Annotated in this window: 17 protein-coding genes and 2 pseudogenes; 12 read left to right on the forward strand and 7 right to left on the reverse strand. The window is 68.7% G+C overall.

From position 1 onward, the window contains the following. The first annotated feature begins 29 nt into the window (after positions 1-29). Entirely contained in the window at positions 30-1,253 is a 1,224-nt protein-coding gene (locus KO481_RS30385) for an aminotransferase family protein (protein WP_215921860.1), read from the forward strand. Positions 1,254-1,448: 195 nt separating this feature from the next. Then, entirely contained in the window at positions 1,449-2,057 is a 609-nt protein-coding gene (locus KO481_RS30390; protein ID WP_215921861.1) for a DUF5134 domain-containing protein, read from the forward strand. A 156-nt stretch (positions 2,058-2,213) separates the two neighbouring features. On the opposite strand, the gene ahpD is transcribed toward KO481_RS30390, so the two are convergent. Together ahpD and KO481_RS30400 are read right to left on the reverse strand one after the other, a co-directional pair. Beyond that, a complete protein-coding gene (ahpD, locus tag KO481_RS30395; protein ID WP_215921862.1) occupies positions 2,214-2,753 on the reverse strand; it encodes an alkylhydroperoxidase, AhpD family in 540 nt (179 codons plus the stop codon). 44 nt (positions 2,754-2,797) lie between these two features. Then, positions 2,798-3,385, reverse strand: a complete 588-nt coding sequence (locus KO481_RS30400) for a peroxiredoxin (protein WP_215921863.1) — start codon at positions 3,383-3,385, stop codon at positions 2,798-2,800. Positions 3,386-3,495: 110 nt separating this feature from the next. On the opposite strand from KO481_RS30400, the gene KO481_RS30405 reads away from it, so the two are divergent. From KO481_RS30405 to KO481_RS44900, 7 genes and pseudogenes are all read left to right on the forward strand, one after another. Beyond that, complete coding sequence (locus KO481_RS30405) at positions 3,496-4,404, forward strand: hydrogen peroxide-inducible genes activator (RefSeq protein ID WP_215921865.1); 909 nt, start codon at positions 3,496-3,498, stop codon at positions 4,402-4,404. A gap of 123 nt (positions 4,405-4,527) precedes the next feature. Then, entirely contained in the window at positions 4,528-5,292 is a 765-nt protein-coding gene (locus KO481_RS30410) for an MBL fold metallo-hydrolase (RefSeq protein ID WP_245401695.1), read from the forward strand. 81 nt (positions 5,293-5,373) lie between these two features. Further along, a complete protein-coding gene (locus tag KO481_RS30415; protein ID WP_215921869.1) occupies positions 5,374-5,568 on the forward strand; it encodes a hypothetical protein in 195 nt (64 codons plus the stop codon). Next, on the forward strand, positions 5,565-6,056 hold the full coding sequence (locus KO481_RS30420; RefSeq protein ID WP_215921871.1) for a gamma-glutamylcyclotransferase family protein: 492 nt from the start codon (positions 5,565-5,567) through the stop codon (positions 6,054-6,056). Before KO481_RS30415 ends, KO481_RS30420 begins: the two co-directional genes overlap by 4 nt. A gap of 722 nt (positions 6,057-6,778) precedes the next feature. Continuing rightward, positions 6,779-10,261, forward strand: coding sequence for an indolepyruvate ferredoxin oxidoreductase family protein (locus KO481_RS30425; protein WP_215921873.1), 3,483 nt, complete (start codon positions 6,779-6,781; stop codon positions 10,259-10,261). A 229-nt stretch (positions 10,262-10,490) separates the two neighbouring features. Further along, positions 10,491-10,859: a hypothetical protein gene (locus tag KO481_RS30430; RefSeq protein WP_308166817.1), complete on the forward strand. Its 369-nt coding sequence runs from the start codon at positions 10,491-10,493 to the stop codon at positions 10,857-10,859. Beyond that, a pseudogene (locus KO481_RS44900) lies at positions 10,852-11,055 on the forward strand (hypothetical protein); the annotation flags it as partial. The gene KO481_RS30430 and the pseudogene KO481_RS44900, both read left to right, overlap by 8 nt. A 38-nt stretch (positions 11,056-11,093) precedes the next feature. Here the strand turns inward: KO481_RS44900 and KO481_RS43455 are convergent. Next, positions 11,094-11,255, reverse strand: coding sequence for a hypothetical protein (locus KO481_RS43455; protein WP_245401696.1), 162 nt, complete (start codon positions 11,253-11,255; stop codon positions 11,094-11,096). 34 nt (positions 11,256-11,289) lie between these two features. On the opposite strand from KO481_RS43455, the pseudogene KO481_RS44905 reads away from it, so the two are divergent. From KO481_RS44905 to KO481_RS30450, 3 genes and pseudogenes are all read left to right on the forward strand, one after another. Next, positions 11,290-12,603: pseudogene (locus tag KO481_RS44905) on the forward strand (FtsK/SpoIIIE domain-containing protein); the annotation flags it as partial. Positions 12,604-12,652: 49 nt separating this feature from the next. After that, complete coding sequence (locus tag KO481_RS30445; RefSeq protein WP_245401697.1) at positions 12,653-14,092, forward strand: FtsK/SpoIIIE domain-containing protein; 1,440 nt, start codon at positions 12,653-12,655, stop codon at positions 14,090-14,092. Positions 14,093-14,148: 56 nt separating this feature from the next. After that, entirely contained in the window at positions 14,149-14,415 is a 267-nt protein-coding gene (locus KO481_RS30450) for a hypothetical protein (protein ID WP_215921875.1), read from the forward strand. A 106-nt stretch (positions 14,416-14,521) separates the two neighbouring features. Here the strand turns inward: KO481_RS30450 and KO481_RS30455 are convergent, their stop codons facing one another. The 4 genes from KO481_RS30455 to KO481_RS30470 all read right to left on the reverse strand — a co-directional run bounded on the left by KO481_RS30455 (position 14,522) and on the right by KO481_RS30470 (position 20,233). After that, the gene (locus KO481_RS30455) at positions 14,522-14,968 is read right to left on the reverse strand and encodes a hypothetical protein (RefSeq protein ID WP_215921877.1); all 447 of its coding nucleotides are present in this window, start codon (positions 14,966-14,968) and stop codon (positions 14,522-14,524) included. Positions 14,969-15,079: 111 nt separating this feature from the next. After that, complete coding sequence (gene speD, locus KO481_RS30460) at positions 15,080-16,297, reverse strand: adenosylmethionine decarboxylase (protein ID WP_215921879.1); 1,218 nt, start codon at positions 16,295-16,297, stop codon at positions 15,080-15,082. 8 nt (positions 16,298-16,305) lie between these two features. Next, the gene (locus KO481_RS30465) at positions 16,306-17,421 is read right to left on the reverse strand and encodes a type III PLP-dependent enzyme (RefSeq protein WP_245401698.1); all 1,116 of its coding nucleotides are present in this window, start codon (positions 17,419-17,421) and stop codon (positions 16,306-16,308) included. Positions 17,422-17,725: 304 nt separating this feature from the next. Continuing rightward, positions 17,726-20,233: a DEAD/DEAH box helicase gene (locus KO481_RS30470; protein WP_215921881.1), complete on the reverse strand. Its 2,508-nt coding sequence runs from the start codon at positions 20,231-20,233 to the stop codon at positions 17,726-17,728. Positions 20,234-20,243: the final 10 nt, after the last annotated feature.

Below are 20,243 nucleotides of genomic sequence, written 5' to 3' on the forward strand. Positions count from 1 at the left end.
GCCGAGCGTAGTGGAGAGGAGCCCCGATTATGGGATCGCTGTGGCATGGTTTCGCCGATATGGGCGCCGTGGAGCGCGATGGCGCGTTCGCGGTCGCACGCGGTGAGGGCGCCTACATTTGGGATCGGGAGGGCACCCGGTACCTCGATGCCACGGCCGGGCTGTGGTTCACCAATGTCGGTCATGGTCGCCGTGAGATTGCCGATGCGGTGGCCACGCAGCTGTCCACACTGGCGCACTATTCCAACTTCGGCGATCTGGCCGCGCCCGTGACGCAGGATCTCGCGCAGCGGCTGGCCGATATCGCGCCGGTGCCGGGCAGCAAGATCCTGTTCACCTCCGGCGGCTCGGATTCGGTCGACACCGCCGCCAAGCTGGCCCGCCGGTACTGGCACGAGATGGGCAAGCCCGGTAAGACCCTCATCGTGGGGCGGCGGCTGGCGTATCACGGAATGCATTTCGCCGGAACGGCACTGGGTGGTCTAGCGCCGAACCGGGAAGGTTACGGGGAACTGGTGCCCGACGCCCGCACGATCGAATGGGACGAGGCCAAGACGCTCACGGCACTGATCGAGGAGGTCGGCGCGGAGCGGATCGCGGCGTTCTTCTGCGAGCCGATCATCGGTGCGGGCGGGGTGTACCTGCCGCCGGAGGGCTACCTGGCCGAGGTGCGGCGCATCTGCCGTGAGCACGACATTCTCTTCGTCGCCGACGAGGTCGTCACCGGGTTCGGGCGCATCGGGGGATCCTGGTTCGCCTCCACCCGATTCGGCCTCGAACCCGATCTCATGACCACCGCGAAGGGCCTGACCTCCGGATACGTGCCGATGGGCGCGGTGTTCGCGGCGCCCCGGGTGGCCGAGCCGTTCTTCTCCGGCGGCGTCTGGTTCCGGCATGGTTACACCTACGGCGGTCATGCGGGCGCGGCCGCGGCGGCGATGGCCAACCTCGACATCATCGAGCGCGAGAACCTGATCGACGCCAGCAAGAACCTGGAATCCCTACTGCACGAGCATCTCTCGCCGTTGGCCTCGCATCCACGGGTGTCCGAGGTACGCAGCGGGCTGGGCGCCGTCGCGGCGGTGCAGCTGGCCGATCCGTCCGAGGGCCCGGCGATGGTGAAGGCGCTGCGCGCGCAGGGTGTTTCGGGCCGCGCGGCCGGTCAGGGCGCACTACAGATCTCCCCGACGTTCGTCATCACCGAACAGCAGGTGGCCGAGCTGGCCGCCGCCATCGGACGCGCCCTGGGCTGAACGCCGCACCCTGCCTCGTTGTCCGGTCGCCCGACGCTGAACCTCGGGCGGACCAACGCCGCGGTTGTCTCCGGTGTCGTCCGGAACGGCCGTTCTGTAGCCCTTTCACTGCCTCGAACCGGGTGAATCGGTGCCCTGCCCCTCCTGCGATGCGATCATGGAAGGGCCGAGGAACGCGGCGGAAGGTGGTGGGGTGTGGGCGGATTCGTGCAGGAATACGCGGTGCTGCGCTGGGGTGTCGTCGCCGGGTTCGTGCTCACCGCCCTGATCGTGGTCGCGCGCTTCGCTCCGGTCACCCAGGGGGCCCGGGGAGTGGCGATCGCGCGCGGCCGGGCGGATGCCGACCCCGAATCGGACGCCGCGCACCTACTGATGTGCCTGGTCATGCTGGCGATGCTGATCTTCCCGATGGCCGCCGCCCCACAGGCGCTGCGAGGCGTGCTGGTGGCGATGCTGGTGGCGTACTCGGCGGTGCTGGCGGCCCGGCTGCACGAGTTCCGTCACGGGGATCGGGCGGTCCGGTCGGGCCGGGTGGTCGCGTTCGGGTATCACCTGGCGGCGGCCGGGGCGATGCTGTGGGCGACACATGGGCCGGGCATGGAGATGTCGCGCGGTGGACATTCGATCCCGATGGCGCTGCTGGCGGCCCTGTTCGTCGCCGACGCGGCCCTGATGTTCGTGCCCGGACCGACATCGCTGCTGCGCCACGCCCTCGGGCATGCGTACGGGCGGACGACGGTGATCCCGCACGTCGTGATGGATCTCGGGACGGCCTACATGCTCGTCGCCGCGGCAACGGGCTAGCGGCGACCGTCTTCAGGTGCTGCCGTCATTACTGGTTCCTGATCCGGCGGCCACCGAGATCCGCGGTGCGGCGCCGCCGCTTGAACAGCAGTGCGGCCGTGCCCCGAATAGCTCGAGGGCACGGCCGCATGTCGTTTGGCTCGGCGAGAATGCCTGTCAGGCGTCGACAGCGGCGAGCGCCTCGGTGGACTGCACCGCCTGGCCGACGCCCGCGACGATGGCCGCCGCGCGCAGCGCCTCGAAGATCACCTCGCGTGAGACGCCCGCCTCGCGCAGCGTGTGCTCATGCGCTTCGAGGCAGTGCTGGCAGCCGTTGATCGAGGACACCGCGAACGACCACAGCTCGAAATCGGCCTTGTCCACCCCCGGATTGCCGATGATGTTCATCCGCAGCCCGGCGCGCAGATCGTCGTAGCGGCCGCCGAGAAACGCCTTGCCCCGATAGAACACGTTGTTCATGCCCATGATCGAGGCGGCGCCCAGGGCCGCATCGTATGCCTCCGCGGACAGCACGCCGGCGGCCTCGCCGGCGATCTCGCGCAGGGTGGTCGCGGATCGGGTGGCCGCGGCGGACGCCAGCAGGGTGCCCCACAGCTGCTGCGGTGTCAGCACCGTCGAACGCGCCACGGACGACAGGTTGAGCTTGAGGTCCTTGGCGTATTCGGGGAGCGAGTTCTTCAGATTCTCAACGGTCACGACTTCCCTCGCTTCGCTCGGTCACTTCACAATTCCTTACAGGGTCAGACGCCGGCGGTCATGAGCTCGCCCGCCTTGATGGTGGGGTCGCCCTTCTTCCAGTTGCACGCGCACAGCTCGTCGGACTGCAGCGCGTCGAGCACGCGCAGCACCTCGTCCACGTTGCGGCCCACCGAACCCGCGGTGACGGAGACGAATTGGATCTCGTTGTTCGGATCCACGATGAAGGTGGCGCGGTCCGCGACGCCGTCGGCGTTGAGAACACCCGTGGCCGTGGCCAGTTCGCGTTTGAGGTCCGAGAGCATCGGGAAGGGAAGGGTTTTCAGGTCCTCGTGCTGGGCGCGCCACTGGAAGTGCACGAACTCGTTGTCGACCGAGGCGCCGAGCACCTGCGCGTCGCGGTCGGCGAATTCGTCGTTCAGCTTGCCGAACGCGGCGATCTCGGTCGGGCACACGAATGTGAAGTCCTTGGGCCAGAAGAACACGATCCGCCACTTGCCCACGTAGTCGTCGCTGCTGACCTGGGTGAAGTAGTCGTCGGGCTGCTTCGCGTCGACCTGGGAGAGGTCACCGCCGATCACCGCGGTGAGGTTGTACGCCGGGAACTGGTCGCCGATGGTCAGCAGAGCCATGGGGTCTCCTTCTTGCTTCGTTGTCGGGATTGCCGTTCGAAGTGTTCGCTGAGATGGTGCCCGGAAATCGGTGAAAGGTAAAACTGATCAGTGCACCTATACTGATAGGCGTGACTGATCAGACTTATCAGCCCACCCTGTCACAGCTGCGTGCGTTCGCGGCGATCGCGGAGTACCGCCATTTCGGCAGTGCGGCCGCGCGATTGAACGTGAGCCAACCCACGTTATCGCAGGCGCTGGCATCGCTGGAAAATGGACTCGGGCTGCAGCTGATCGAGCGCAGCACGCGCCGTGTGCTCGTTACCGCGGCGGGCAAGCGGCTGCTCCCTCAGGCGATGGCGACGCTCGAGGCGGCCGACCGCTTCATGGCCAGCGCGGTCGGTGACGGGCTCGGCGGTTCGCTGCGTCTGGGCATCATCCCGACGGTTGCTCCGTATGTGCTGCCGACGCTGCTGCCCGAGCTGCGGCGGCGATTTCCGGCCATGGTGCCGCATGTGATCGAGGACCAGACCGCGCGCCTGCTGGACGGGCTGCGCAACGGCCTCGTTGACGTCGCGCTGCTCGCGCTGCCCACCGAGACCACGGGGCTGATCGAAATCCCCCTTTACAGTGAGGAATTCGTTTTGGTAACGCCGCCCGGGCACGAATTGGCCGGACGGACCGACCTTTCTCCGGCCGCGCTGGAGGCGCTGCCCCTGCTGCTGCTCGACGAGGGACACTGCCTGCGCGACCAGAGCCTGGACGTATGCCGTGCCCAGGAGGTGCGGCCCGGCCCGGCCGGCGACACCCGTGCGGCCTCTCTCGCGACCGTGGTGCAGTGCGTCGCGGGCGGGCTGGGTGTGACGCTGATACCGCAGATGGCGGTGGCGGCCGAAACCTCGCGAGGCACACTGGAGATCGCCCGGTTCGCCGCACCGGCCCCGGGACGGACGCTGGGGCTGGCCTTCCGGGCGTCGACCGCCCGCACCGAGGATTACGAGCACCTGGCCGATGTCATTCGCGCGCAGCGGCCCGTCTGACGGATGAGGGGCGCGCCGCGCCGCCACCTGTGATCAGTTGCGCCTCCGACGTGCGCAATTGACCGGTTCGAATGCGTCTGGGACGCTCACGGCGTGCGGATTCATCATCTCAATTGCGGCAGCATGGCACGGGGGACGGTCGCTCACTGCCTGCTCGTCGAGACCGGTGCGGGATTGGTCCTGGTGGACACGGGGTTCGGCCTGGGGTGCGTGCGCGACCCCCGCAGGCTCGTCGGGCCCAGCCGGTTCATGCTGGGCGCAGAGCTCGCTGAGCACGAAACGGCCCTGCGCCAGATCCAGGGCCTGGGATTCGACCCGGCGGATGTGCGCCACATCGTGCTGACGCACCTCGATCTCGATCATGCGGGCGGACTCTCGGATTTCCCGGACGCGACCGTGCACGTGCACGGCCCCGAATTCCGCGCGGCCACGGCCGGGCGCACCATGTCGGAGCGGATGCGCTACCGGGCCCAGCAGTGGGCACACGGCCCGCGCTGGATGGTGAACGAAATCGACGGCGGCGAGGAGTGGTTCGGCTTCCGCGCGGTCCGCGACCTGCCCGGCCTCCCGCCGGAAATCCTTGTGGTGCCGCTGCACGGCCACACCCGCGGGCATGCCGGGGTGGCGGTGGACACCGGGAAGGGGTGGCTGCTGCACGCCGGGGACGCGTTCTACACCGGCACCGAAATCGACCCGGTACAACCGCATACCCCGTTCATCTGGCGCCTGTACGAGCTGGGATCGATCGCCGGGATGCCCTACCGCGAGAACCGGCGGCGGCTGCTGGAGTTGAATCGTGAACACGGCAAGGACATCACGATTTTCGCCTCCCACGATGCGCGTGCTTTCAAGCAATTAGCGGGTTCGACGGTGCGTCCGGCCGGTTGAGGGGCGGCGAATCCGGAGCGTGAGTCACTTCACGGTCACCAATTTCCGGCCATCCGGGCCGTCATAGGGCACCATGGTTACATGACACGTAATGCGCCCCAGCTCGATTCCGCCGTGCCGGTCGCGCGCCCCGACCAGATCGAACGGATCGTCGCGGCCTTGGCCACGCTCGGAGAGTCCACACCGCAAACTTTCGGCGAACCCACGACCGGCACGCACTTCCGGGCCGTCTACCGCGTCCTGCCCGACGGGCGGGTCGAACGAGGGCTCGCGTGACAGGTGGCACCGCGCGCCGCTCCTCCGGAGCGCGCCCGGATGCCGCCGTGCCCGTATTCACCGGGCGGCTGAGTTCGCTGCCGCAGCGGGCCGACCAGCTGTTCGTCTACGGCACTCTGCAATTCGGCCCGGTCCTCGAGGCGCTACTTGGACGGCTGCCCGACACCGAGTTCGCCGTCGCGCGCGACCGCCGGGTGGCGGTGCTGCCGCAGCGTGTCTACCCCGGTCTGGTCGCCGAGCCGGGCCGCATGGCCGGCGGACTGCTGCTGCGCGGGCTGACCCCCGCGGAATGGGCGATCATCGACGCCTTCGAGGACGAGGAGTACGGGGTCCGCTCGATCCAGCTGGTCGGGCGGGAGGAGCCGGTGCCGTCCTTCGTGTGGACGGCCGTGGTCTCCGAGGCGGACTGGCTGCCCGAGGTATTCGCCGCCGACCAGTTGCCGGGGTACATCGCCCTGTGCGCCCGCTGGCGCGCCGAGCAGGATTGAGCGGAACGACGAAGCGCATCGCTGCCCGGGGTCGCGCCGCGGCAGGTCGCAACGGCGCTGCGGTCCGGAACGATTGAGCCGGGAGCCATGTTGATGTCGTGCGGCTGCCTGACGGGGCCGCACCGTACCCAGCTGCGGGCCGCGGACCGGGCAGCGCAAGCGTCCGTCACGCGCCGCGGTCCGACACCGACACCGGCGCAGGCGCATTCGGTCGGCAGCTGACAATTCCGAACGATCTCGACGCCCCCGCCCGAGCTGGGAACCTTTGCGCCGGCTGTGAATCCGTTCGCCGATCCGACGCGGTCGACTTGGGGCGCGCGCCCGCATCTCTGGACCTGAGACGGTGCATCGGGGGCGGCGCCCGCAATCCCGGGACGTCTCGGACAGGCCCGCCCGCGCGTATTGGGTATTCGGCGCGTGTAGTTCGGCGCCCGTAGTCCAAGGATGCATCCGATTGTCCGTTCGAGGGCTGCGAGGGTGATGCCGCGCTGGAGTCCACGCGCCGATACGAGACGCTCCGAGCCCGTGGTATCGGCGTGTCTGCCGTCACATTCGAGGTCGCACCCTGCATAATCGGTGCCCATCCAGCGCCTGCGGAATTGCGCAGAGTGCTTAATTTTTCCTACATCGGTTGTTCATTTCGCGTCGCAGAGACAGGATGGCCGCGACGAATGCTCAATCTAGGGCGGCGCCGATCGGTGCCGCCCGGACGGGTGGAACTGATGACGGAGCTCGCCGACCGCGACCTGATCCCAGCACCGTACGACCTCGCCGACCGCTACCGCGTCGGCGCGGGAACCGTTGTCCTGACCGGAGTGCAGGCGATCGCCCGCCAGCTGGTCGAACAGCACGTGCGCGACCTGCGCGCGGGACGGCGTATCGGCACCTTCGTCTCCGGGTATCAGGGCTCGCCGCTGGGCGGGGTGGATCGGATGCTCGCCGGGATGCCCGAGACGCTCGCCGAGCACGACATCCACTTCGTGCCCGGTGTGAACGAGGAGCTGGCGGCCACCTCGGTGTGGGGCAGCCAGGGCGATCCGGCCGGCGCGCGCATGACCCACGACGGCGTCGTCGGAGTCTGGTACGGCAAGGGCCCGGGCCTGGACCGCGCCACCGACGCGCTGCGCCACGCCACCATGTACGGGGTGAATCCGCGCGGCGGGGTGCTGCTGCTGGTGGGTGACGACCCCGCGGCGAAATCCTCGACGGTGCCCGCGGTGTCGGAGCGGTCCCTGGCGGCGATGAACATTCCGGTCCTGTTTCCGCGCAATGCCCGCGAGATCATCACCATGGGCCTGCACGGGGTGGCCCTGTCGCGGATCTCTGGCTGCCCGGTGGCGCTGAAGATCGTCGCCGATGTGGCCGACGGGGCCTGGACCGTCGACGGCTCGGTCGGCGATATCGATATCGTGCTGCCCGAAATCACCTGGGAGGGGCGGCCGTTCGTCTACCGGCAGCGCCCGATGGCCGCACCGGCGGACAGCGTGCTCGCCGAGGCCGACCTGTACGGCCCGCGCTGGGCGACTGTGGAGGCGTACAGCACCCTGAACTCGCTGGATGTCATCGAGGTGAATCCCGAGCGTGCCGAGATCGGAATCGCGGCCACCGGAACCACATTCGATGCGGTGCGGCAGGCGCTCACCGATCTCGGCGCCGACGACGCGGCACTCGAGCGCGCGGGCGTGCGGCTGCTGCGCATCGGGATGCCGTACCCGATCGCGCCGGACCGGATCCGGGAATTCGCCGCCGGACTGTCCCGGCTCATCGTGGTCGAGGACAAGACGGCCTTCCTGGAGAACCAGATTCGGGACATCCTCTACGGAATGGACGGCGCTCCGGCAATTCTCGGCAAACGCGACGCGGACGCCCGCCCGCTGTTCCCGAGCGACGGGGAGCTGACGACCGGCCGGATCCTGGCGCCGCTGCGCCGGGTGCTGCGGGACCACCTCGAGCTGAAGCGCCCCCTGCCGCAACCGCTGTCGCTCTCGGTGCTGCCCGCCGCCCGCGCGGCCTACTTCTGCAGCGGATGCCCGCACAACCGGTCCACCGCGGTGCCCGAGGGCTCGCTGGCCGGTGGCGGAATCGGTTGTCACACACTGGTCACCATGTCCGGGCGCAGCGACAGCGCGGTCATGGGACTGACCCAGATGGGCGGCGAGGGCGCGCAGTGGATCGGGCTGGCGCCGTTCACCGAGGTACCGCACCTGTTCCAGAACATCGGCGACGGAACGTTTTTCCACTCCGGCCAGCTGGCCGTGCAGGCCTGCATCGCGGCCGGGGTGAACATCACCTACAAGCTGCTCTACAACGACGTGGTCGCGATGACCGGCGCCCAGGACGCCGAGGGCGCGCTGGCGGTGCCCCGCCTGACGCACAAGCTGGCCACCGAGGGGGTCCGGCAGATCATCGTGTGCGCCGACGAGCCGAAGAAGTACCGCACCCGCGACCTCGCGGCGGGAACGCTGCTGTGGCACCGGGATCGACTCGACGAGGCCCAGCGGATGCTGCGCGATATTCCCGGGGTGACGGTCCTCATCTATGACCAGCATTGCGCCGCCGACGCGCGCCGCAAGCGCAAGCGCGGCGAGCTGCCGGTGCGGCGTACCCGGGTGGTGATCAACGAGGCGGTGTGCGAGGGCTGCGGCGACTGCGGCGTAAAGAGCAACTGCCTGTCGGTGCAGCCGGTGGACACCGAATTCGGTCGCAAGACCCGCATCGATCAGACCTCCTGCAACACCGACTACAGTTGCCTGCAGGGCGATTGCCCGTCCTTCGTCACGGTGGAGCTGCCCGAACCGGGCACCGGATCGGGGAAGTCCCTGCCGCGCAAGCGGACTCGCCCGGAACCGCCATCGCTGCCCGATGTCGAGGCCGGCGCGCCGCACGCCACACAGAACGTGTTCCTGGCGGGGATCGGCGGCACCGGCATCGTGACGGTCAATCAGGTGCTGGAGACCGCCGCGCTGCGGGCCGGATACGACGTCGCGGGGCTGGACCAGATCGGCATGAGCCAGAAGGCCGGTCCCGTGGTGTCCCATCTGCGGTTCGCCGCCGATACGGTGGAGCCCTCGAACCGGCTCACGCCCGGGACCGCGGACTGTATTCTCGCCTTCGACCTGCTGGCCGCGGCCGATGCGAAGAACCTCGCGTACGGATCGGCCGAATCGACGGTCGCGGTGGCCTCGACGAGCAAGACGCCGACCGGCGCCATGGTGTACGACAAGTCGGTCCAGTACCCGGAGACCGAGCTGCTGCTGTCCCGGCTCGCCGCGGTCTCCCGGACGGTGTCGTCCTTCGACGCGCTGGCCGCCGCCGAAACGCTCTTCGGCAATACGGCCGCCGCCAACTTCCTGCTGGTAGGCGCCGCCTACCAGGTCGGCGGGCTGCGGCTGCCCGCCGCCGCGATCGAGGAGGCCATCGAGATCAACGGCGTCGCCGTCGCGGCCAATATCGCCGCGTTCCGCTGGGGCCGGGCCGCGGTGGCGCGGCCCGCCGAGTTCGCCGCCGCCACCGCGGGAGCCTCGGCCGCACGCCCCGCCGATCGGATTCCGGCGGACCTGCTCGACGGCCTGTTCGCGGCGGGGGAGACCCGCCGGCTGGTCGAGCTCCGGGCGGGCGAACTGGTCGGCTTCGGTGGTGTGCGCGTGGCGCGCGAGTACGTCGGCGCGATGCAGCGCATCTGGGAGGCGCAGCAGCGGGTCACCGACCGCACCGAATTCAGCGAACAGGTCGCGCGTGGGCTATACAAGTTCACCGCGTACAAGGACGAGTACGAGGTGGCTCGCCGCCTGACCGATCCCGCGTTCCTGGACGAGGTCGCCGCCGCGATCCCGGACGGCGCCAATCTCACCTACCGCCTGCATCCGCCGGTCCTGCGCGCCCTGGGACGCACCGAGAAGATCGGTTTCGGTCCCCGCTCGCACCTGGCCCTGCGCCTGCTGGCCAAGGGAAAGCGGCTGCGCGGCACCGCATTCGATCCGTTCGGCCGGGCCCGCGTGCGGCGGGTCGAACGCGCGCTGCTCGCCCACTACATCGAGACGGTGCACGCCCTGGCCGCTACCCTGTCCACCGATTACGACCGCGCGGTCGAGGTGGCGGCGCTGCCCGATATGGTCCGCGGCTACGAGGACATCAAGCTGGCCAACGTCGAGCTGTACCGAAACCGGCTGCAAGAGTTGGGCATCGAGCCGCCGGTGCTGCCCTGATCCGCTGCCGGGCGGGGCGCGGCGGCATCCGGTCGCCGCGCCATCCCGGCGTCTGGGCCGATTCTCCGGCGGTCCGTGCGCTGGGCGAAGCGTTCGGCAGGAACGTCCGGTCGGCATGCGTCCGCCATACCGGATTCGTTTCGCGCTCAACGTAACCGTGAACGTCCCCGCCGCCCACTGGCTACAGTGAGGCGGTGCCGCACACGCGGCGCTGAAGGGGTGGTGGGTAGTGCCGACAGTGATATTCACCGTTGCGGGCGGACGCGGGGATTCGCGGATGCTGGACCGGCTGACCGGCGAGCTGGCCGAGGATCTGCGGGATATCCGCAGTGTGGCCGTGACGGAGGTCGCCGACGTCGGCATCACCGGAACGAAATCGGGCACCGTGCTAACGATCGGGCAGCTGGCGGTGTCCGGGTCCGCGCTGACGGCCGTCAGCCTGGTGATCCGCGATGTCGCGCTGCGGTTCCTGGACCGCACCCGCGCCGAATCGATCACCATCAGCAACGGCGAGAAGAAGGTCGTCATCGAGCGACCCTCCGATGCCCAGGTCGACGGCCTGGTGGAGCAGATGCGAGACATCTTGCACGATGACTGATCCGCCCGCCCGCCGCCGCGCGCTGTTCGTCGCCAACGACACCTTCCATTCGCCCGGTATCCCGCGGCTGTACGCGCCGGTCGCCGACGCGCATGCGCTGCGAGAACTGTTGCGGGACACCGAGATCGGCGCATTCGCCCCGGCCGAGATGCTCGTCAACGAGTCCAAGGGGGAGATCGAGCGCGGCATCGAGCGGCTGTTTCGCGGCGCCGGCCCGGACGATGTGGTGCTGTTCTACTTCTCCGGCGACGGCATCTGCGTGCTGACCGCCACCACGGCCGTGCAGGTCGCCGAGGACGGCGGCCCGGATCGGTCCGCGCCGCTGTCGGTGTTCACCGCGGCGATCGTCCAGGGGATCGCCTCGGGCCTGGCCGACGACGGTACCGGCCTGGTCAACACGCACAGCCTGTGGCGCTACGTCAGCGCGGAGGTGCGCGGGCGGACCAGCGCGCAGACGCCCAGCCACTACGGAATGTTGAAGGAAGAGGTCCATATCGCGCGCACCCGCCGCCGGCTTCCGGCGGTGATCGACGGAAGCGGCCGGGTGGCCCTCGGCGGACTGCTGGGCCGGCTCGAATCCACTCCGGACCGCGGTCTGTGGGCCGAGAACTGGTGGGGTGCGGGGCGATTGGTGGTTCCCATCGGCCAGCAGCGCCGACCGGACGGCCGTGACGGCGAGACCGTCTGGCTCGATTTCGCCGGTCCGGATCGCAGCCTGATCGTCGTCGGCCGGTCCGGCAGCGGGAAGAGTACCTTCCTGCGCACGCTCGTCGGGGCGCTCGCCCTGACGCACTCTCCGCACGAGGTGCGGATCTTCGCGCTCGAGTCGAGCAACCGCGTGGGATCGCTGCGTGGGCTGCCGCATATCGCGCGCGTGGTCGGCGACGACGAGCCCGAGGAGGTGCGGTCGCTGCTTCGGGAGATCGTCGAGGAGATACGCGTTCGCAAGCTGCTGTACCGGGACCAAGCGATCGATTCGCCCGGGAGCCTGCGCTCGGTCCGCTCGGGGCTGGCGCACGGCCCGGTTCCGGATCTGTTTCTGCTGCTGGACCGGTGGGGCGATTTCGCGGACCTGCTGCCCGACATCGCCGTCACACTCGAGCAGATCGTCGGCGTGGGGCCGGAATACGCGGTCCATGTCGTCGCGACCCTCCGGGACTGGCGTGAGGTCCCCGACTGGCTCGCGGATCTGGTGGCCTCACATGTGGAACTGCGCTTGCACCGGCCCGACGAGTCGCGCGTCGATCGCGAGCGCGCGATGCGGCTGCCGGAGGCCCCGGGCTGGGCGCTGGTGGGGCAGCGGCCGTTCCGCATCGCGATGCCCGATATCCGGGGCATCCCTGCCGATGTCGTCGAGCAGCCCGAAATGACCGACGGCGCGGCGGATCTGGTCACCCGGATCACCCGTTCCCTCGGGAGTCAGCGCGACCAGGGCCATCCCCGTCGCGTCGAGAGCGGTGGCGACAACGACTTCGCGACGCTCTACGGAATAATCGATCCCACCGATCTGGATCTCGGTCGCCGCTGGCAGCCGAAGTACGGCGCCGACCGTCTGCGGATTCCGTTCGGAGTGGACGACAGCGGCGGACCGGTCCTGCTGGACCTGAAGCAGAGTGCCGAAAATGGTATGGGCCCACACGGATTGATCATCGGCTCGACGGGGTCTGGGCTGCCGATGCTGATTCGGACGATTGTTCTCGGGCTGGCGATCGAACACGCTCCCGAACAACTGAATCTACTGCTGGTCGACTTCGACGGCTCCGGCGTACTGGGCGGTTTTGCCGGATTGCCGCATGTGGCAAGCGGCGGGTGCGCCGCTCGAGCCGAGTCCCGATCTAGTCGTCGTCGTCACGGGATTCACGGAATTGTTGTCCGAGGTCCCGGATTTCGCCACTGTGCTGACCGCGGTGGGGCGCCTGGGCCGGACCTTGGGGGTCTACCTGTTGCTCGCCTCGCAGCGTCTGGACGAGACGTTGCTGCGCGGCCTCGAGTCCCATCTGTCGTACCGGATCGGCCTGAAGACGTTCTCCGCCAGCGAATCCCGGGTCCTGCTGGATGTGCCGGACGCTTACACACTGCCCAGTGCCCCGGGCGGTGGATTTCTGCGCACCCATCCCAGCGGGGAATTGATCCGATTCATGACCGCGCACAGCTCGCGAGCGGTGCTGGCCGATCGAGCGAACGGAGCCGCCGACGTCGCCGATCGCCCGCTGTGGGAGGTGATCGTCGATTCCGTACCCGCCAATGTTCGGCGAACACACCAGGTCTGGCTGCCCCCGCTCGGCGTGGCGCCGACGGTGGGGGCGCTGATGTCGCCGACACCGGGTCGAAAGCCAGGCCTGAGTCCGGTGGCGATAGGCATTGTCGACAAGCCGCAGTATCACCGCTACGACCTGCTGTTCGCGGACCTGTCGGGCAGCCAGGGAAATGTCGCGATCGTGGGCGGCCCGCAGGCAGGCAAGTCGACAGCGCTGCTGACCCTGATCCTGGCGCTCGCCGCGGCGCACACCCCCGCGCAGGTGCAGTTCTATTGCCTCGGCTTCAGTGGCGGGGCCATGTCGGCGCTCGCCGGACTCGCGCATGTGGGCGCGGTGGCGGGTCGCCGCGATCTGGAATTGGCGCGCCGCACCCTCGCCGAGTTGACCGCGCTGGTGCAGCGGCGCGGGGAGATCTTCCGGCGCGCCGGGATCGACTCGATGCGGGAATACCGGTGCCGCAAGGCGGAATTGGCGGATGCCGGCGCGGACCGGATCGCGGGCGACCCGGTGGGAAGCGATCCCTTCGGCGACGTGTTTCTGGTGATCGACGGGTACGACATCGTGCGTGGGAACTTCGAGGCCCTCGAGTCGATCGTCGCCGATATCGCGTCGCGCGGCCTCGCGTTCGGGGTGCACATCGTGCTGTCGGCGGGGCGCTGGGCCGTGATCCGTCCGGCGCTGAAGGATCGGCGGGGGACCCGGGTCGAGCTGCGGCTCGGGGACCCTACCGATTCCGAGCCAGGCCGCAAGATGGCCTCGTCGGTCCCCCTGGGACGTCCAGGTCGCGGGCTGACTCCGGACGGGGAGCACATCCCGCCTCCGTGCAGATCGTGGCGGCCGATCCCAAGCGCACCCTGCTGGGGGACATACCGTCGGGCTGCGAAGCCGCGTATGCGACGAGCGCGTCGAGCCCCACCACCGTCATCGCCGACCTCGTCGCGTTCCTCGAGAAGCGGATGCCGCCGCCGGATGTGACACCCCAGCAGCTGCGTGAGCGGTCATGGTGGAGTGGCCCGGAATTGTATGTGCTCGTGGACGATTACGAGTTGCTCGCCACTGGCGGCGAGAGCCCGCTGAGTCCTCTACTGGAACATCTGCCGCTTGCTCGGGATCTGGGCTTCCATCTGATACTCGCGCGGCGCGCGAGCGGCGCGGCTCGAGCCTTGTACGACCTGGTCATCGCGCGGATGAAGGACCTCGGATCGGCGGGTCTCGTCATGAGCGGTAACCGTGAGGAGGGGTATTGCTCGGCACGACCAGGCCGACCCCCCTTCCCCCGGGCCGCGGAGTGCTGGTGACCCGCGCCGGCGAGGAGATGATCCAGACTGCTCTGCTCCCACCGGCCATTCCGACCGGATGACGACCGGCGGGAGCGGGACCGCTGCGTGCCGATGAGCTCTTTTCTCAGAACGCCCGGCGCTCCCGCGGCACCAACAGACACAGCAGCGCGATGACCAGCCCGCCGCCGAGGGCGTACAGCCCCCAGGCACCGGTGAGCAGGTGGTGGTAGTCGGTGCGGAGCTGGTGGTCGAAGGAACCGTCCAGGCGCCAGGCCAGGACGCCGACCGTGACCAGACCGACCAGGACGCCGAGCCAGCCCAGGATGCGCGAGCCGAACAGGGCCGCCAGCAGGATGACGGCAGCGACACACAGCACCACAAGGGCAAGCGACGTCTGCAGGGTTACGGACTGGGATTGGATCTGATCCAGCGAACGGCCCGCGGGAAACCCGTCGCGCAGCTCGGTGAGCTGCACGTGACGGGCCCCGACCGTACCGATGAGCGGCCCGAAGGCTCCCACCGCCACCGCGACAGCACAGGCGAACAGCAGCAGATGGACGAAAGTGCGCATACTCCAGGGTATGGCGGGGCGATGGATCCCGCTCGCGACTTTCGCGTATGCGCCATCGCGGCGGGTCGGTCGCGCGCGGTGATTCCGGCTGCGCGCGACCGACCTACCGCATCAGCCCACGCCGACCGTCGTCCGCAGCGCGTGCGGCTCGATGGCGCCGCGGACCAGGGCCCGCTCGTCGACCGTCGCGGCCCGGTAGGGCAGCCGCGGCAGGGTCGCGGTCATCTTCGCCACCGGATCCCCGATCGCCTTCGGGGTCCCGAAGATGAATGTCCACTCGTGCTCGTCACTGACGTACGGGACGACGGTGTCGAACAGCTTGTGGAACCGGGTCCAGGAGCGCTCCAGGGTTTCGTTGCGCCACATGGTCTGACAGCCCGCCTGCGCCGCGAGCACGCCGCCCTCGGCCAGCAGCGCCTTGCAGCGCTCCAGGAACTCGTCCTCGTACAGGCGGTTGTGCTGGGCGTCCTCCACCCGCTCGTCGGGCAGGTCGATACAGATCAGGTCGTAGCGCTCGCCCCGGGCCTGCGCCTGGGCCAGGAAGTCCCAGCCGTCGGCGTAGTGCATCTTGATGGGTCCGGACTGCGCGACCGCCTCGGCCAGGTCCGACTCGGAATAGCCGTAGGGGAGATGCTTCGCGCACAGCTCCACCTCCAGCTGGTCGATGTCCACATGGTCGACGTGCGAGGCGCCCGCGGCCACCGACATCTGCGAGGCGACGCCCTCGCCCGAGCCGACGATGAGCACCCGATCGAGCTTCTCCGCCAGCGCGTAGCCGGGCACCAGCATGGCCTCGTGATAGGTCAGCTGGGAGAACTCGGTGGACTGGCGATCGTCGTCCGAGAACAGGCTCACGCCCTGATCGGTGCGCGCGATCACCATGTGCTGGAACGGAGTTCGGGTATCGACGATGATCTCGTGCAGATCCCACACGCGCGTGAGGCCCTTGCCCACCGGCTCGTGGATCCGGCGCGCGGCATGCCCGCGCTGGACCACCTCCATGTGCACCGAGGCCGGTGCGAGCTCCTGCTGCAGCAGCTCCACGGCCTTCGTCGCACCCGCACCGATGCTGCCGCAGGTGAATACGTCGACGAAGACGTCGCCGGACTCCGGATAGGTATGGATCGAGGCGTGTGACTCCGACAGCAGTGCCAGCACCGTGACACCCTGCGGATCGAACTTCTTGTGCACCACTTCGCAAATGGTCACCCCCGCGGCGACCAACGATTTTCGAAGCGCTGCTTCGAGTCGTTCGAGATCGTCGCAGAGGTTCGCGTCGACACCACCGAACTCGGCCAGCACGTGCCAGCCGGTGAATTCTGCCGTCATGGGCAAACTCACTCTCGCTCAGCGCCGATGACATGGACTGTCAAAGGCGGAAAACCGTTGAAGGACACCGACGAATAGCTCGCCGTATAGGCGCCGGTATCGAGGATCCGAATGGGATCACCGGCTCGCAACGTGGTCGGTAGGAGGACACGCGTGCGTTGATAGAGTACATCGTCCCCGTCGCAGGTCGGACCGGCAATCACCGCCTCGTCCCGCACGTCACCGTCTCGTGAGGTCTCGATCCGGTAGGCGATGTACTCGTTCTCGGTTTCGGCCATGCCGTTGTAGCGGCCGATATCGAGGTATATCCAGCGCCGCCCGTCCGGCGCGATGCGCACATTCACGACCTCGCCGTGGATCACACCGGCGTTGCCCACCAGGGCGCGGCCGGGCTCCACCACCAGATCGGTGTGCTCCGGGAGATGGCGCGCGACCGCCGCGGCGATCACCGCGCCCAGCTCGGACAGCTCCGGCGCCGCCTCCGCATACGAAATCGGCAGTCCGCCACCGATATTCACCGCTTCCACCGAAATGTCCTTGACCGCAAGGGCTTCGGTGATCGCCGCGGCCTGTTCGATGCCGATCCGCCAGGCCGCCGGGTCCAATTGCTGTGAGCCGACATGGAAATACGGTCCCACCGGAACGAGTCCGACATCGCGGGCGCGCACCAGCAGGCGTACCGCCTCGCCGGGCGCACAGCCGAATTTGGTGCCGAACGGCGTCTGCGACTGCGGCGCCGACGCCAGGAAACGGCACTCGACCCGCGAACCGGGCGCGTGCTCGGCGATGCGGTCCAGATCGTCCTCGGTGTCGAAGGCGTAGCGGCGCACGCCCGCGGCGTAGGCGGCGGCGATGTGCGCCGCCTTCTTGATCGGATTGCCGTAGCAGAGGGTGGCCGGGTCTACGCCCAGGCCGAGGCACTGCTCGATCTCGCCGATGCTGGCGACGTCGAATTCCGCCCCCTCGGCGGCCAGCAGCCGGATGATCTCCGGCATCGGAGAAGCCTTGACCGCGAACCGAATTCGGGCTGTCGGCAGCGCTGAGCGCAGTGCGCGGAAGTTGTCGCGCACCCGGGCGAGGTCGATGACGAGATAGGGCGACTCGGGCGCGTGTAGACCGAACAATCTAAGGGAACTCTCTTTCTTCCGGGCAGCCGCCCGCCGCAGACAGCGAGCGAGAGCGTATCAGCGGGAGGGCATGCGGAACGAACTGGATCGACGTCGTCTTGATCACGTCTGCGCACGGTGTCGCGGCCGGGCCGCGCGCGGAACGACGAGTGCTTTTACCGGACCGCCGGATGTGTGCGCACGACACCGGGTTTTCGGCCCAGGATCGCACCGGATGCCGGGGCGCGGTGGCCCCTGCCGGAGTCGTGGCGACCACGGATGTGGGTACGGCGGGTCTGTGCCCGCGTCACGCGCGCGGCGTTCATCCCGCACTCACCGTGACCTCGTCGAACACCACCTCGCCGGCGGCGTCCGACTCCGGCAGATCGACCACGGCATCGATGGACCAGCCGTGATCGCCGGACGGATCGTCGAGCACCTGGCGCACCCGCCACAGGCCGGGGCGCTGCTCGATCTGGAACAGCCGCGGGCCGCGTGCGGCCGGGCCGGTGCCGATCTCGGCGTATTCGTCGAAATACCCGGCCAGTTCGGACTCCCAGTCCGGGCCGTCGTCGAGCTCGTCCAGGGCTGCCCAGCGCCGCAGCGCCGCCAGCTCGACACGCCGGAACATCGCATTGCGCACCAGTACCCGGAAGGCCCGCTCATTGGCCGAGATCGGGCGGACGGTCTCCGCGCCGAACGCCAGCTGCTGCGAATCGTTCTCCGAACCCGGATTGGTGAGCTGTTCCCACTCGTCGAGCAGGCTCGAATCCACCTGGCGCACAAGCTCACCCAGCCACTCGGTGAGATCCTCGAGCTCCTCGGTGCGCGCGGATTCGGGCACCGTGCGGCGCAGCGCGCGATAGGCGTCGGCCAGGTAGCGCAGCACCACGCCCTCCGAGCGGGCCAGCTCGTAGTTGCTGACCAGTTCGGCGAAAGTCAGTGAGCGCTCGATCATTTCGCGCACCACCGACTTGGGCGAGGGGCTGAACTCCGACACCCAGGGATGACCGCCGCGATAGGTTTCGAAGGCGGGCTCGATCAGCTCGGCCAGTGGCTTGGGCCAGGTGACCTCTTCGAGCAGCTCCATGCGCTCGTCGTATTCGATACCGTCGGCCTTCATCTCGGCGATGGCCGCACCGCGCGCCTTGTGCTGCTGGGCGAGCAGGAGCTGGCGCGGGTCCTCGAGCGTGGACTCGATGATCGACACGACGTCCAGCGTATAGGTCGGGGTCGAGTTGTCGAGCAGTTCCAGCGCGGCCAGGGCGAACGGCGAGAGCGGTTGATCGAGGGCGAAATCGCGCTGCAGATCGACGGTCAGGCGCGCGCGACGGCCCAGGGCGTCGGGTTCGTCCAGCTGCTGCACCACACCAGCATCGCGCAGCGCGCGGTACAGGCGAATGGCCTTGACGATATGTTTGCGCTGCGCTGAGCGAGATTCGTGATTGTCCTCGAGCAGATGCCGCATCGCGGTGAAGCAGTTGCCGGGCCGGGCGATCACGTTGAGCAGCATCGCGTTGGTCACCTGGAACCGCGACACCATCGGTTCGGGCTGCGCGGCCACCAGCCGGTCGAAGGTCTCCTCCGACCAGGACACGAAGCCCTCCGGCGGCTTGCGCAGCTGCACCCGCTTCTGCTTCTTCGGGTCGTCGCCCGCCTTCGCGCGCAGGCGGGCGTTCTCCACCTCGTGCTCGGGCGCCTGTACCACGACCGTGCCCATCGTGTCGTAACCGGCACGGCCCGCGCGTCCGGCGATTTGATGGAACTCGCGCGACTTGAGCCGGCGGGTGCGCACGCCGTCGAACTTGGTCAGGCCCGTCAGCAGCACCGTGCGGATCGGCACATTGATGCCGACGCCGAGAGTGTCGGTGCCGCACACCACCTTCAGCAGTCCCTCCTGGGCGAGGCGTTCCACCAGGCGGCGGTACTTGGGCAGCATGCCCGCGTGGTGCACTCCGATGCCGTGGCGGATCAGCCGCGAGAGTGTCTTGCCGAAGCCGGTGGCGAAGCGGAATCCGCCCAGCGCCTCGGCGATCGCCTCCTTCTCGGCCTTCGAGGAGAAGTTGACGCTCGTGAGCGCCTGCGCGCGCTCCAGGGCGGCGGCCTGCGTGAAATGCACGACGTAGACCGGCGCCTGACTGGTGGTGACCAGATCCTCGAGCGTCTCGGTGATCGGCGTGCGGACGTACGAGAACATCAGCGGCACAGGCCGTTCCGCGCCGCTGACGATCGCCGTCTCGCGTCCGGTGCGGCGGCGCAGATCCGCGGCGAAGAAGTCGACCTCGCCCAGGGTGGCCGACATCAGCAGGAATTGCACTCTCGGCAGCTCGAGCAGCGGCACCTGCCACGCCCAGCCCCGATCCGGATCGGCGTAGTAGTGGAACTCGTCCATGACGACCTGGCCGACATCGGCGCCCTCGCCCTCGCGCAGCGCCAGATTCGCCAGGATCTCGGCGGTCGCACAGATGATCGGCGCGTTCGGGTTCACCGCGGCGTCCCCGGTCACCATGCCGACCTTGTCCGCGCCGAACACCTCGCACAGCGCGAAGAACTTCTCGCTGACCAGGGCCTTGATGGGGGCGGTGTAGTAGCTGCGCTGCCCGCGGTTCAGTGCCGCGAAATGCGCGCCCACCGCCACCATCGACTTACCGGACCCCGTCGGCGTCGACAGGATCACGTTGGCGCCGGTCATCAGCTCGAGCAGCGCCTCCTCTTGCGCCGGATACAGCGCGAGGCCCTGCTCGACGGTCCACTCGGCGAAGGTCTCGTACAGCCAGTCGGGATCCACGTCGGGCACGACACGGTCGGGGATCAGTTCGGACAGCTGCACGTGCGACGAG

Origin of the sequence: Nocardia albiluteola (genome assembly GCF_018860155.1) — a bacterium.
Classification (GTDB): Bacteria; Actinomycetota; Actinomycetes; order Mycobacteriales; family Mycobacteriaceae; genus Nocardia; species Nocardia albiluteola.